Source organism: Pseudooceanicola sp. LIPI14-2-Ac024, from assembly GCF_042188925.1.
GTDB lineage: Bacteria > Pseudomonadota > Alphaproteobacteria > Rhodobacterales > Rhodobacteraceae > Pseudooceanicola.
This window is the reverse complement of the sequence record NZ_CP170102.1, coordinates 1,252,342-1,265,861: the sequence shown is the minus strand read 5'-3', so window position 1 is coordinate 1,265,861 and position 13,520 is coordinate 1,252,342. Positions and strand designations below refer to the sequence as shown.

10 protein-coding genes, 2 tRNA genes and 3 pseudogenes are annotated in these 13,520 nt (G+C 66.2%); 9 read left to right on the top strand and 6 right to left on the bottom strand.

Translation table 11 applies throughout. The annotated features are described in order from the left end of the window. The first annotated feature begins 2 nt into the window (after positions 1-2). Positions 3-452, top strand: a complete 450-nt coding sequence (locus tag ACE2AC_RS06170) for a VOC family protein (RefSeq protein WP_375691227.1) — start codon at positions 3-5, stop codon at positions 450-452. Next, positions 449-841, top strand: coding sequence for a cupin domain-containing protein (locus ACE2AC_RS06165; protein WP_375691226.1), 393 nt, complete (start codon positions 449-451; stop codon positions 839-841). Before ACE2AC_RS06170 ends, ACE2AC_RS06165 begins: the two co-directional genes overlap by 4 nt. 18 nt (positions 842-859) lie before the next feature. Here the strand turns inward: ACE2AC_RS06165 and gpt are convergent, their stop codons facing one another. The 3 genes and pseudogenes from gpt to fabI all read right to left on the bottom strand — a co-directional run bounded on the left by gpt (position 860) and on the right by fabI (position 2,890). Continuing rightward, positions 860-1,363 carry a xanthine phosphoribosyltransferase gene (gpt, locus tag ACE2AC_RS06160; RefSeq protein ID WP_375691225.1) on the bottom strand — a complete coding sequence of 168 codons (504 nt, stop codon included), beginning with the start codon at positions 1,361-1,363 and terminating at the stop codon, positions 860-862. Between the two features lie 4 nt (positions 1,364-1,367). Beyond that, on the bottom strand, positions 1,368-1,982 hold the full coding sequence (locus ACE2AC_RS06155; protein WP_375691224.1) for a LysE family translocator: 615 nt from the start codon (positions 1,980-1,982) through the stop codon (positions 1,368-1,370). 90 nt (positions 1,983-2,072) lie between these two features. Next, positions 2,073-2,890 (bottom strand): annotated as a pseudogene (fabI, locus tag ACE2AC_RS06150) (enoyl-ACP reductase FabI). A gap of 86 nt (positions 2,891-2,976) precedes the next feature. Here fabI and pdxH point away from each other — a divergent pair. From pdxH to ACE2AC_RS06120, 6 genes and pseudogenes are all read left to right on the top strand, one after another. Further along, positions 2,977-3,582: pseudogene (gene pdxH, locus ACE2AC_RS06145) on the top strand (pyridoxamine 5'-phosphate oxidase). Between the two features lie 164 nt (positions 3,583-3,746). Further along, on the top strand, positions 3,747-4,256 hold the full coding sequence (locus ACE2AC_RS06140) for a cold-shock protein (RefSeq protein WP_375691223.1): 510 nt from the start codon (positions 3,747-3,749) through the stop codon (positions 4,254-4,256). Then, positions 4,256-4,717 carry a DUF192 domain-containing protein gene (locus ACE2AC_RS06135; protein ID WP_375691222.1) on the top strand — a complete coding sequence of 154 codons (462 nt, stop codon included), beginning with the start codon at positions 4,256-4,258 and terminating at the stop codon, positions 4,715-4,717. Before ACE2AC_RS06140 ends, ACE2AC_RS06135 begins: the two co-directional genes overlap by 1 nt. A gap of 43 nt (positions 4,718-4,760) precedes the next feature. Next, a tRNA-Pro gene (locus ACE2AC_RS06130) sits at positions 4,761-4,837 on the top strand. Between the two features lie 561 nt (positions 4,838-5,398). After that, on the top strand, positions 5,399-9,079 hold the full coding sequence (locus tag ACE2AC_RS06125; RefSeq protein ID WP_375691221.1) for a vitamin B12-dependent ribonucleotide reductase: 3,681 nt from the start codon (positions 5,399-5,401) through the stop codon (positions 9,077-9,079). Between the two features lie 991 nt (positions 9,080-10,070). After that, a pseudogene (locus ACE2AC_RS06120) lies at positions 10,071-10,425 on the top strand (Hint domain-containing protein); the annotation flags it as partial. A 228-nt stretch (positions 10,426-10,653) separates the two neighbouring features. On the opposite strand, the gene ACE2AC_RS06115 reads toward ACE2AC_RS06120, so the two are convergent. Together ACE2AC_RS06115 and ACE2AC_RS06110 are read right to left on the bottom strand one after the other, a co-directional pair. Further along, on the bottom strand, positions 10,654-11,100 hold the full coding sequence (locus ACE2AC_RS06115; RefSeq protein WP_375692074.1) for a disulfide bond formation protein B: 447 nt from the start codon (positions 11,098-11,100) through the stop codon (positions 10,654-10,656). A 17-nt stretch (positions 11,101-11,117) separates the two neighbouring features. Beyond that, a complete protein-coding gene (locus ACE2AC_RS06110; protein ID WP_375691220.1) occupies positions 11,118-11,696 on the bottom strand; it encodes a YqaA family protein in 579 nt (192 codons plus the stop codon). Positions 11,697-11,820: 124 nt separating this feature from the next. Between ACE2AC_RS06110 and ACE2AC_RS06105 the strand changes: the two genes are divergently transcribed. Further along, positions 11,821-11,906, top strand: a tRNA-Leu gene (locus ACE2AC_RS06105). A 536-nt stretch (positions 11,907-12,442) separates the two neighbouring features. Here ACE2AC_RS06105 and ACE2AC_RS06100 read toward each other — a convergent pair. Then, a complete protein-coding gene (locus ACE2AC_RS06100; protein ID WP_375691219.1) occupies positions 12,443-13,108 on the bottom strand; it encodes a DUF938 domain-containing protein in 666 nt (221 codons plus the stop codon). Positions 13,109-13,520: the final 412 nt, after the last annotated feature.

Sequence of the window (13,520 nt, the reverse complement as noted above, 5' to 3'; positions counted from 1 at the left end):
CCATGTCCCGGGACCAGAGCGTGACCGCCTACCTCGTCTGCCGCGGCGGGGCGGAGGCGATCGATTTCTACACCCGTGCCTTCGGGGCCGAGGAGGTGTTCCGCATGACCGACCCCTCGGGCGACGGGCGGATCGGGCACGCGGAGCTGAGGATCGGCGGATCGGTGATCTACCTGGCCGACGAGTACCCGGATTTCGGCGCGATCTCTCCGGACACCCTGGGGGGCACGGCGGTGTCGCTGCACCTGGCGGTCGCGGATTGCGACGCGGCCACCGCGCGGGCCGAGGCGGCGGGGGCGCTGGTGCTGCGGCGGCCCGCGACGCAGAGCTTCGGTGACCGCAACGCGGTGGTGCAGGACCCGTTCGGGCACCGCTGGTTCCTGGGCCAGGTGGTCGAGGAGATGAGCCCCGAGGAGATGCAGCGCCGCTGGTCGGCGGAGACCGGGGCGTGAGCGGGGCGCTGATCTGCCCGCCCTCGGGCGGGCGACGGTACGACATGGGCGCGCGCGCGGCGCGGTTCATGGCGGACGGGGCGGAGACCGGCGACCGCTACGCGGTGTCGGAGTGGCGGCTGGCGCCGGGCCAGCCCGGCGTGGGCGCCCATGCCCACGAGGCCAATGACGAGATTTTCCTGGTGCTGGAGGGCGCGCCGGAGATCCTGGCGGGCGCGGCCTGGCAAAGCTGCCCGGCGGGCACGCTGGTCTGCGTGCCGCCCGGGGTGCTGCACGATTTCCGCAATCCCGGACCTTCGCCCGCGCGGCTCTTCAACGTCTTTCTGCCGGGCGGGTTCGAGCCGGAGATGCCCGGCATCGTGGCGTGGTTCGCCCGGAACGGGGCGTAGCGGGCCGCGCGGCGGTGGTCAGTCGGAGCCGCGGTAGGGCTTCACGTATTGCATCGCCATGTCCCAGGGGAAGAAGATCCAGGTGTCCTGGGAGACCTCGGTGATGAAAGTGTCGACCTGCGGGCGGCCCTGCGGTTTCGCGTAGACGGTGGCGAAATGCGCCTGCGGGTATAGGTCGCGGATCAGTGCCAGCGTCTTGCCGCTGTCGACCAGGTCGTCGACGATCAGGATGCCGGTGCCGTCGCCCATCATCGCGTCGTCGGGCGCCTTGAGGACCTTGGCGTCCATCTGGGCCTGGTGGTTGTAGCTTTTCACCGAGATCGTATCGACGACGCGGATGTCGAGTTCGCGCGCGACGATCATCGCCGGGGCCATGCCGCCGCGGGTCACCGCCACCACCGCGCGCCAGGCGCCGTCGTCGGGGCCGTGGCCGTCCAGCCGCCAGGCCAGCGCCCGGCTGTCGCGATGAATCTGGTCCCAGGAGATGTGGAATCCCTTTTCGTGGGGCAGGCGGTCGGTCATGTCTCTATCCCAATGCGATCCGGAGGCCGAAGAGCGTGAGCAGCCCGGCAAAGCCCCGGTCCACGGCCGATTTCAGGCGACTATAGCCCGCGCGCGCCCGTTCGGTCGAGAACAGCCGTGCCACCAGCAGGTACCAGAGCGTTTCGTTCACGAAGATCGCCGCGACGATGGCGGCGAGCCAGGGCAGGGGCGTGCCCGGGGGCACCAGCCCGACGAAGACCGCGCCGAAGAAGACGGCGGTCTTGGGGTTGGTGGCGAAGGTCAGGAAGCCCAGGCGGAAGGCGCGGGCGCGGGTGAGGGCGGGGGTGCCATCCTCGGGCATCTCGAGCGGGTCGCCGGCGTGGCGCCACATCGAGATCGCGATCCAGATCAGGAAGGCCGCGCCGATCAGCTTGAGCGCGGTGAAGAGCGCGGGCACCAGCTGGAAAAGAAGCGCGAGCCCGGCCATGGCGGCGGTGGCCCAGAGCGCGGCGCCGAGGCCGAAGCCGAGCGCCAGCGCGGCGGCGGTGCGGAAACCGTCGCGCGCGGCGATGCGCAGGCAGACCACGAAGGAGGGGCCCGGGCTGATCGCGGCGGCGAGGTGGATCGCGACGATGGAGAGGAAGGCGGCGAGGGTCATCGCGGGATGCCGGGTGCGGCGTGCCTGCGGCGCGTCAGCCCGCGGCGCGCCGGTGCGGCGCGGCGGTCGTGAGGCGCGGCGGGCATGCCGTCACTCCTCCTTGCCGCCCTTGTGGATGTCGGGCGCGTCGACGGCCTTCATGCCGACGACGTGGTAGCCCGCATCGACGTGCAGCGTCTCGCCGGTGGTGCCGGAGCCGAGGTCCGACAGCAGGTAGAGCGCTGCCTTGCCGACCTCTTCCTGGGTCACGTTGCGGCGCAGGGGGGAGTTCAGCTCGTTCCATTTCAGGATGTAGCGGAAATCGCCGATGCCCGAGGCGGCCAGCGTCTTGATCGGCCCGGCCGAGATCGCGTTGACGCGGATGCCGTCCTTGCCGAGATCCTCGGCCAGGTACATCACCGAGGCCTCGAGCGCGGCCTTGGCGACGCCCATGACGTTGTAATGCGGCATCACCTGTTCGGCGCCGTAGTAGGTCAGCGTCAGCATCGAGCCGCCGCTGTTCATCAGCTTCTCGGCGCGCTGGGCGACGGCGGTGAAGGAGTAGACCGACACGTCCATCGTCATGGTGAAGTTGTCGCGCGAGGTGTCGACGTAGCGGCCGCGCAGTTCGTTCTTGTCCGAGAAGCCGATGGCATGGACCAGGAAGTCGAGCCCGCCCAGGCCTCCTCGATGCCCTTGAAGCAGGCGTCGATGCTGGCCTCGTCCCCCACGTCGCAGTCGAACAGGTGCTTGACCCCGAGGCCGGCGGCCAGCGGTTCGACCCGTTTCTTGAAACTGTCGCCCATGTAGGAGAAGGCCAGTTCCGCGCCGGCGTCGGCGCAGGCCTGCGCGATGCCCCAGGCGATGGATTTGTCGTTGGCGACGCCCATGATCAGGCCCCGCTTTCCCGCCAGAAGGTTGTTTGACATCTCGCGCACCCCGTCCAATCTTTCCCGAGTGCAAATCCTTTAGGCGATTGGCCGGGGGGCATCAAGGGCAGCGGGAAAGGGATGTGATGGCCGATCGTGACGGAATTTTCGCGGGCGAGGACCCGTTCGTCATCGCGCAGCGCTGGCTGGACGAGGCCACCAAGGCCGAGATCAACGATCCGAACGCCATGGCGCTGTCCACGGTGGACCCGGACGGGCTGCCGAACGTGCGCATGGTCCTGCTCAAGGCGATCGAAGCTGATGCCTTCGTGTTCTATACCAACTATGGTAGCGTGAAGGCACAGGAGATCGAACGCGGCTGGCAAGGCGGCCTTCGTGATGCACTGGAAGAGCCTCAGACGGCAGATTCGCGTTCGCGGCCTCGTCAGCCGGGAGGACGGCGACAAGGCGGACGCATATTTCGCGTCCCGCTCGCTGAAATCGCGGCTCGGGGCATGGGCCTCGAAGCAGTCCCAGCCGCTGTCGTCCCGCGGTGCCCTGATGGCCGAGGTGGCCCGGGTGACCGCCGATAAAGGAACCAACCCTCCCAGGCCGGCGTTTTGGGGGGGTACAAAATTGTACCTGTGGAGATCGAATTCTGGGCAGACGGGGCCTTCCGACTGCATGACCGGTTCAGATGGTCACGCGATCAAGCCACGTCAGGCTGGACAGTGAAGCGGTTGAATCCATGATGGACATGGAGAACGGTGCCGGGCTATTTGCCCCGGACCCGGTGCAACGCGCTTGACCCGGAAGGAGTTTCCATAACATGGTCCGGCGCGCCTCGGACGATTGGATAGATTAAGGAAGTATTGCGATCGTGCTGAATAAGCAAAATTCAGAAAGGATCCAGGGGGTGGTCAAATGGTTCGACCCCGCCCGCGGATTCGGATTCGTCATATCCGACTCCGGCGGCCCGGATATCCTGCTCCATGCGAATGTTCTGCGCAATTTCGGCCAGAGCACGGTTGTGGACGGGGCGCGGGTTGTCATCGGGGTGCAGCAGACCGAACGGGGGATGCAGGCGGTCGAGGTATTTTCGATCGAACCGCCGAAGTCGCCCGAGGGTGCGCTGCTCGAGGATTTCCAGGCCGTGGATGCCGAGATGCTGCGCAACACCGCGCTGCGCCCGGCCCGGGTGAAGTGGTTCGACAAGGCCAAGGGGTTCGGCTTTGCCAACATCTTCGGCTGGGAAGAGGACGTGTTCATCCATATCGAGGTGCTGCGCGCCTCGGGTCTGGCCGACCTGGTCGCGGGCGAGGCGATTGCCATCCGTGCGATCCAGGGGCGGCGCGGGCTGATGGCGGCCGAGATCAGCCACTGGGACCGTGCGCTGACCGACGACACCGCGGCCAAGATGCAGTGATGCGACGGCAGCTGGCGGGATTTCTGCTTGCATTCTGGGGTGTTGGCGCGTCTGCCGCCTGCCGCCCCGACGCCGTGGAGCTGCGCGGCGACTGGGGCAGCGCCCGCTTTCGGGTCGAGTTGGCCGAGACGGCGGCCGACCGCGCGCAGGGGCTGATGAACCGGCCCGAGATGGCGATGGGGGCAGGGATGCTCTTTGTCTATCCCCGGCCGCAGCCGCAGATCGCGTTCTGGATGCGCAACACGCTCATCCCGCTCGACATCATCTTCATGGACGAAACCGGCACCGTGCAGCACGTGCACGCGATGGCGGAGCCGCTGGACGAGACGCTGATCCCCGGAGGCAGCGATATCCAGTACGTGCTCGAGGTGAACGGCGGGGTCGCCGGGTCGCTGGGCATCGGGCCGGGGACCGAGCTGCGGCACCCTGCGATCGGCGATCTGGCCGCCTGGGGCTGTTAGGCCTTTTCAAAGCCGGGCATGCGGGCTAATCAGCGCAACGGTCCGGGGCGTAGCGCAGTCTGGTAGCGCACCTGTTTTGGGTACAGGGGGTCGTGAGTTCGAATCTCGCCGCCCCGACCACTTTCCACCACATGACGGCGACGAATCGCGGGTGACACTACATATCGTGTTATCCACCGATTTACCCACATCTTGTGGTGTGGCGCCGGGCGGGGCAGCCCAGATTTTGGGCGATGCTGACGCGGCGGCACGATACGTCGGGGAATGTGTCATGCGGGCCACATCGCGGCCAGGGCGCCGGGCAGGCGCGGAATCCTCCACGTTTCTTGGCGCTTTTCGCCCTGCCTCCGGACGCGGCCGGAGGGGCGGCGAATCCTGATTCCCGGTCAAGGAAAAAATTGCCACAAAATGTAGTAAGTGCGTGTTGACCGGTGGGTGGATTTAGCCTCAGATAGTAGGGCCGACGGGGCACGCCACAAAATATGGTGGCCCAAAAAAGAGAGCGGCGGGGACAGTATCTTACATTCACCTTCGGGTCCGGTTGTCCGGGCCACGGCGCCGGTCATGCGTCGTGGAAGGCCCCCGTCTGTCACGTTGGCACGACCATATCCGGTCCGGCGAAACCGCCGGGACAGGCGACGGGCCGGGGACGACGCGACAAGATCAGAGGCTGGTTCTGAAATGAAGATCGAACGCAAATTCACAAAAGCAGGTCAGGACGCATACGCGGATCTGGAATTCGTCACCACGACGTCCGAAATCCGCAATCCCGACGGGACGGTCGTTTTCAAGAATGACAGCGTCGAGGTTCCGGCAAAATGGAGCCAGGTCGCAAGCGACGTGATCGCTCAAAAGTATTTTCGCAAAGCTGGCGTACCGCTAAAGTTGAAAAAGGTCCGGGAAAAGGACGTTCCGGAATTCCTTTGGCGGTCTGCACCGGCGGCAAAGACCACCGAGACCGGTGGCGAGACCTCGGCCAAGCAGGTGTTCGACCGGCTCGCCGGGGCGTGGGCCTACTGGGGCTGGAAGGGCGGTTACTTCTCGACCGAAGAGGACGCACAGGCCTATTACGACGAGATGCGCTACATGCTGGCCAGCCAGCGCGGCGCGCCGAACTCTCCGCAGTGGTTCAACACCGGCCTGCACTGGGCCTACGGCATCGACGGCCCCAGCCAGGGCCACTACTACGTGGATTTCCAGACCGGCGAGCTGACCAAGTCGGCCTCGGCCTACGAGCATCCCCAGCCCCATGCCTGCTTCATCCAGTCGGTCGGCGACGACCTGGTGGGTGACGGCGGCATCATGGACCTCTGGGTGCGCGAGGCGCGGCTGTTCAAGTACGGGTCCGGCACCGGCACCAATTTCTCCTCGCTCCGAGCGGAGGGTGAGAAACTTTCGGGCGGCGGTAAATCGTCCGGTCTGATGGGCTTCCTCAAGATCGGCGACAGGGCGGCGGGCGCAATCAAGTCGGGCGGCACGACCCGGCGCGCAGCCAAGATGGTGATCGTGGATGCGGACCATCCCGACATCGAGGAATACATCAACTGGAAGGTGAAGGAGGAGCAGAAGGTCGCTTCGATCGTCGCCGGCTCCAAGATGCACGAGCGGCAGCTGAACGCGATCTTTGCCGCGATCAAGGCCTTCGACGGGACCGAAGAGGGGGCCTATGACCCCACGCAGAACCCGGCGCTGAAGTCGGCGGTGCGGGACGCCAAGAAATGCGCGATCCCCGAGACCTACATCAAGCGGGTGCTGGATTACGCCAAGCAGGGCTATGCCAGCATCGAGTTCCCGACCTACGACACCGACTGGGACAGCGAGGCCTATGCCACCGTTTCGGGCCAGAACTCCAACAACTCGGTCCGCGTCACCGACGCCTTCCTGAAGGCGGTCGAGAACGACGACGACTGGGAGCTGATCCGCCGCACCGACGGCAAGGTGGCCAAGACCATCAAGGCGCGCGAGCTCTGGGAACAGATCGGCCACGCGGCCTGGGCCTGTGCCGATCCGGGCATCCAGTACCACGACACCGTCAACGCCTGGCACACCTGCCCGGAGGACGGCGCGATCCGCGGGTCGAACCCGTGCTCGGAATACATGTTCCTCGACGACACGGCCTGCAACCTCGCCTCGATGAACCTGCTGACCTTCTACAAGGACGGGCAGTTCCAGGCGGCCGACTACATGCATGCCACGCGGCTCTGGACCGTGACGCTGGAAATCTCGGTCACCATGGCGCAGTTCCCGTCGAAGGAAATCGCGCAGCTGTCCTATGACTTCCGGACGCTCGGGCTGGGCTATGCCAACATCGGCGGCCTGCTGATGAACATGGGGCTGGGCTACGACTCGGCCGAGGGCCGGGCGCTCTGCGGCGCGCTGACCGCGATCATGACCGGCGTGTCCTACGCCACCTCGGCCGAGATGGCAGGCGAGCTGGGCACGTTCTCGGGCTATGCCCGCAACGCGGACCACATGCTGCGGGTGATGCGGAACCACCGCAATGCGGCCTACGGCAACGAGGACGGGTACGAGAAACTGGCGGTGACGCCCGTGCCGCTCGACCATGCCAACTGCCCCGACCAGACGCTTGTCGACCTGGCCAAGGCGGCCTGGGACGAAGCGCTGAGCCTGGGCGAGCAGCACGGCTATCGCAACGCGCAGGCCACCGTGATCGCGCCGACCGGCACGATCGGTCTGGTGATGGACTGCGACACCACCGGGATCGAACCGGATTTCGCGCTGGTGAAGTTCAAGAAGCTCGCGGGCGGTGGTTACTGGAAGATCATCAACCGCAGCGTGCCGACGGCGCTGGAAGGGCTGGGCTACTCCTCCACCCAGATCGACGACATCGTCTCTTACGCCGTCGGCCACGGCACCCTGTCGGACGCGCCGGGCGTGAACCACGCGGCGCTGGTCGGCCACGGCTTCGGCGCGGCGGAACTGGAGAAGGTGGAAGGGGCACTGGCCTCGGCCTTCGACATCCGCTTTGTCTTCAACCAGTGGACCCTGGGCGAGGCGTTCTGCACCGGCGCCCTGGGCATCCCGACCGACAAGCTGAACGATCCGACCTTCGACCTGCTGAAGCACCTCGGGTTCTCGAAGAAGGACGTCGAGGCCGCCAACGACTATGTCTGCGGGACGATGACGCTGGAAGGCGCGCCGCACCTGAAGGACGAGCACCTCAAGGTCTTTGACTGCGCCAACCCCTGCGGCAAGAAGGGCAAGCGCTATCTCTCGGTCAACAGCCACATCGACATGATGGCCGCGGCGCAATCGTTCATCTCGGGCGCGATCTCGAAGACGATCAACATGCCGAACGACGCCACCATCGAGGATTGCCAGGCGGCCTATGAACGGTCCTGGACCAAGGGCATCAAGGCCAACGCGCTCTACCGCGACGGCTCCAAGCTCAGCCAGCCGCTCGCGGCGGCGCTGGTCGAGGATGACGACGAGGCGGCGGAAATCCTGGAAACCGGCAACCCGCAGGAAAAGGCCGCCGTGCTGGCCGAGAAGATCGTCGAGAAGATCGTCGTCAAGGAAATGGTCCGCTCGCATCGCGAGAAGATGCCGGAACGGCGCAAGGGCTACACCCAGAAGGCGATGGTCGGCGGCCACAAGGTCTACCTGCGCACCGGGGAGTATTCCGACGGGACGCTGGGCGAGATCTTCATCGACATGCACAAGGAAGGCGCCGGCTTCCGGGCGATGATGAACAACTTCGCCATCGCGGTGTCGGTCGGCCTGCAGTACGGCGTGCCGCTGGAGGAGTTCGTCGACGCCTTCACCTTCACCAAGTTCGAACCGGCCGGGATGGTGCAGGGCAACGACTCGATCAAGAACGCCACCTCGATCCTCGACTACATCTTCCGGGAACTGGCGGTCAGCTACCTCGACCGCACCGACCTGGCACATGTGAAGCCCGAGGGCGCGAGCTTCGACTCGATCGGGCAGGGCGATGCGGCCGAAGGCGTGTCGAACGTCTCGGAGCTGAGCGAGAATGCCGCGCGGGCCTCTCTGGACGTGCTGAAGCAGATCAGCTCGACCGGGTACCTGCGCAAACGGCTGCCGCAGGAGCTTGTCGTCCTGCAGGGCGGCCAATCCATCGGCGCCACCGCGCTCGACACCTCGGATCCGGTCAGCGCCCTCCAGACGCTGATCCCGCAGGTGGCGCCGAAGACTTCGGGCGGCGGGGGCAGCACCACCGCCATGGCCAGCGGCACCGTGTCGATGGACGCGCGGGTCAAGGCCAAGATGCAGGGCTACGAGGGCGAAAGCTGCGGCGATTGCGGCAACTTCACCCTGGTGCGCAACGGGACCTGCATGAAGTGCAACACCTGCGGCGCCACGAGCGGCTGCAGCTGAGACTTCGCGGGGGGCGGCAGCATCGCCCCCCGGGAACACGGACCGGCCCGCAGGCAGAAACCGGGCAGTGGATGGAAGACGGGAACGGTTCGACACTTTCGGGGCGCCTTCGGGCGCCCCCTTTTGTGACCCCGAGGGCACAAACACGTGTTCGAAATCATTCCGCGCCGCAGCGAATTGACGTTCGCGGAAAGCGGTCTGCCGGATCGCGGCGGAGGGCATGTCGTTTGCAGGCAAACGAATTTCCGTTGATATTTCGGCGTGGAAATTAATCTATCAATTGCCGTGAATTGCAATGAATAATGGGGTTTCGTCCGATTTCGCCGCCGCGCGGTCCTCTGAATTGGTTAACAGGTGCTTCACGGACGAATTATTGGGTCGATCAACCACTTTCCGATATGAAAATCATTCTGCGCCACGAGGTCGTCCGATGAGCCGGAGCCGGCATCGCGACGTCGAAATCCTGCCACAATCATTTTGCTCAATTTGATGGCACTGCATCGGAAGAGCCGTGCAGGCCCCGAGTGAAGCCGTTGAATCTCAATGGCTAATCCGCGCCTGCCAGCCAGAGGAGGACACCGAAGTGGCAAGCGCGGATATCGAGGTCACCCCCTATGACGGATCGCTTGCGGCCGTGGACATCCTGTCGGGCACCCAGACGCTGATCCTGTCGGATTTCGACGCGCCGGTCACGCAGGAGCTGGTGGACGACGACGGTACGCTGGGCTCATCCGACAATGGCATTGCCACGCTGGACGGGCTGGCAATCACCTACATCGGCTCGGGCACCGCGCAGGCGGGGGTCGAGGTCGCCACGGTGACCGTGGGCCTCGGGCCGCTGGTGGACGTGGTGATATTCGAGGCCGGCGGCCAGATCTATTTCGATTATCCCGACGGCGCGCCCAGCGAACTGGGGCAGGTCGCGATCATCATCGATGTCACCGACACGCCCTATGACATCATCGCGCCGGTCTGTTTCGCCGCCGGCACCATGATTGCCACGCCCGAGGGCGAGGTCGCGATCGAGGAGCTTGCGCCGGGCCGTGTCGTGCTGGACGTGGATGGCAGCGAACACCGGGTCCGCTGGGTCCTGAGGCGGGAGGTCACGCTCGAGGGGCGGCCGCGGGCGCACCGGCACAAGCTGACGCCGGTGGTGATCCCGCGCGACGCCTTCGGGGCGGGGCGGCCGAACCGGGCGCTGCGCCTGTCGCCGCAGCACAACCTCTGCATCGATCACGCCGCCCTCTCTCTACTTCGGCCTGCACCGCGCGCTGGTCCCGGCGCGGGCGCTGGTCGGCGGCGCGATCCGGCTCGACGTCGAGGCGACGGCCGTCACCTATTACCACCTGCTGTGCGAGGATCACGCGGTCCTGCTGGCCAACGGGATGCCGGCGGAAAGCCTGCGCCTGGCGGACGGCGGGCTGGGCGAGGTGCTGCGCCAGCAGAAACAGGTGCTCTGGCCCTGCGCGTCGCTCCTGCGGGAGTTTTCCGGTCCGATGCGCTGCGCCGTGGCCCGGCTGACCGTCACCGAGGGGCGGCTGCTGCGCGCCGCGCTGTCGGGGCCGGGTGTCCGGTCAGGCCGCGCGCCGCGCCGCGGCCAGCCAGAGCAGCACCAGCCCGGCCGAGAAGATCGCGTTCCAGCTGGCCATCGACAGCCCGAGCATCGACCACGCCACCTCGTCACACATCACAATGCCAACCGGCCCGTCCGTCGACAGAAGGTCGGACCCGCTTAGCCCGCCGAGGCCCGCGCCGCTGCCGGTGCAGGAGGCCGGGCCTTCCCACCAGCCGCGTTCGACGCCGGTGTGGAACAGCCCGATCGCCGCGGTCGTGGCCGCGGCGGCGGCGCCAAGGTAGGCCAGCACGCGGCCGCCGAGCCAGAGCGCCAGCGCCCCGATGACGATCGCGAGGTAGTGCGGGTAGCGCTGCCAGTAGCACATTTTGCAGGGCAGGATGCCGCCGATGTACTGGAAGGCGAGGGCGCCAAGGATCAGGGCCAGCGAGCCGCCGGCGGCGGCCATCACGGTGGTGCGGTAGGTCACAGGTATCTCGTCATGTAGAAGCCCCCGAGTAGGAGCACGAAGAACACCGTGGCCACAAGGGCGAGCCGCCGTTCGATGAAATCACGAATGGGTGCGCCGAATTTCCACAGCAGCAGCGCCGAGACGTAGAACCGCAGCGCCCGGGCCAGGATCGAGGTCACGATGAAGACCCCGAGCGGCATCGCGGTGAAGCCCGACATGATGGTGATGACCTTGAACGGGAAGGGGGTCACGCCCGCGCCCAGCACCGCCCAGAAGCCGAAATCGTTGAACCGGGTCGAGAAGGCGGCCATCGCGTCCTCCTTGCCCAGCATCTGCAGGATCGGCTGGCCGATGGTCTCGAAGGCGAACATGCCGATGGCATAGCCCATGATCCCGCCCAGCACCGAGGAAACGGTGGCGATGGTGGCGATCAGGAAGGCCCGGTCGGGCCGCGCCAGGATCATAGGCACCATCATGATGTCGGGCGGGATCGGAAAGAACGAGCTTTCCGCGAAGGAGACCAGCGCCAGCACCCAGAGCGCGTTCGGATGCTCGGCCATCCGCATGGTCCAGTCGTAGAGTTTCTTCAGCATCGCCCGCCTCGGTTCTTTTGGCCTTTAGCGCCGGTTTGCGTCGCAAGGTCAAGCACGCGGGCCGCAACCCCGCGTCTTTTCGCCCTTTCCCGGGCGCGAGTGAACAGGTATTGCTGTCGCCGTTGCCCAAGTGGCGGAATGGTAGACGCAGGGGATTTAAAATCCCCCGGCCGCGAGGTCTTGTCGGTTCGAGTCCGACCTTGGGTACCAATGTTTCATCGGGAAACTTGCACTGTGAGCCGTGCGTGGGAGGCAACGCGTTGCCCGGCTCCCACGTGGTGTCTCTTCGCAGCGTTGAGGTGCCGGGTTGGACAGAGGCTTTCGGTTCGCGTCGTTGGCTTGGAGTTCCCGTCTTCGCGCGCCTTGAGGCGGCGCGCTCCGGACACCTCAAGCCCGCTGAGCCAAGCCTTGCATCTGCAGAAGGTCGCCGCGCTGACACCATGCTTGCGGCAGGCATCTGCCGTCGCGATGCCGGCCACCCTGTTGCTTCCTGCCGATGATCGGCTTTTTCCATGAACATTGATCGCTTGCTTGTCCGTCTCATTAGGGGGGCAAACGACCGATAGAACCGGGGTCTCCGAAGATATTCCCTGCTACATTGAGAGTTGTTGGCAACGGGCCAATCCACGCCCCCAATGTGCCCCAGCGACGGCCACGGCTCCGCGGGCGCCCTCACACCCGGACATCGGATCCATCGGGCTGCGCCTAACCAAACGGTGCCAAGCTTGGTGGCGGAGTTCTGCGCTTCAGGGCCTGCGATAGACAAGCAGGCGGTTGTCGGCTGGCATCCTGTGAAACGGCTCGACGACGAACCCCTGCGCCGAGGCCGCCGCGTCGACGGCCCCGCGATCGCGCAGGCCCCAGTCCGGATTCCGCCTGCGCAGGTCCGCATCGAAGGTTGCGTTCCCGGGCCCCGTGAAGTCGCCCGCCTCGTTGAAAGGGCCGTAGATCACCAGGAGACCGCCGGCCACGAGACGCGCAGCCGCGCCTTCGACGAGCCCAAGCGTCGCCGGCCAAGGCGCGATATGGGTCAGGTTCGCGACGAACACGGCATCCACGAGCTCCCCGGGCCAGGGCGGCCGGGCGGCGTCGATGCGCACCGGCGGCGGAACCCGGTCGGCGAGATCGGGGCAGAGGGCCCGCCAATCCTCGATGGCGGCGAGGCCTTCGGCGGTCGCCTCGCTCGGCATCCAGGTCAACTGCGGCAGGGACCGCGCCATCCACAGGGCATGTTCGCCAGACCCCGAGGCGACTTCGAGAACCGTGCAGGGCCGGACGGGCAGCAGGTCCGCAAGCGCCTCGCGGATCGGCTCCCGGTTGCGCGCCGTCGCGGGCGCGTGCCTGAGACCGGGATACGACGCCGCGGTCGCTGCGGGATCGGCGAGAGGGTCTTCGGGGACAGAATTGGTCATGGCGGTAGTCTCGTTCCTGGAGGCCTGCATGATCAACCGCATCGGACCCGGCAATTTCCGTGATCGATCAATCATCATGGCTACACGGCCGCATGATGCAGTCCGGCTGCGGGTTCGTCCACGCCGTCGATCCAAGTGCTTCGTGCGAATAGCGCTGCGTATGTTGACGCCTTCCTCGCTGATTTTGAGGCAAGGCGACTGAGGCGAAGGCCTCTCGGAGAACCGTGTCGCCGGGTTGGCGTCGCCAGCCGGGATCGCCGCGCGGGTCGTTTGCCGTCGCCGTCCCGGCCGATATGGCGGCACGCCCGCGGTCAAGGCGGAGATCAGACTGGAACACCATTTCGAGGCGTCCCGGCCCGATCTGATCCGGGTGACGGACATCACCGGCTTCAAGACCCATGAAGGCTGGCTG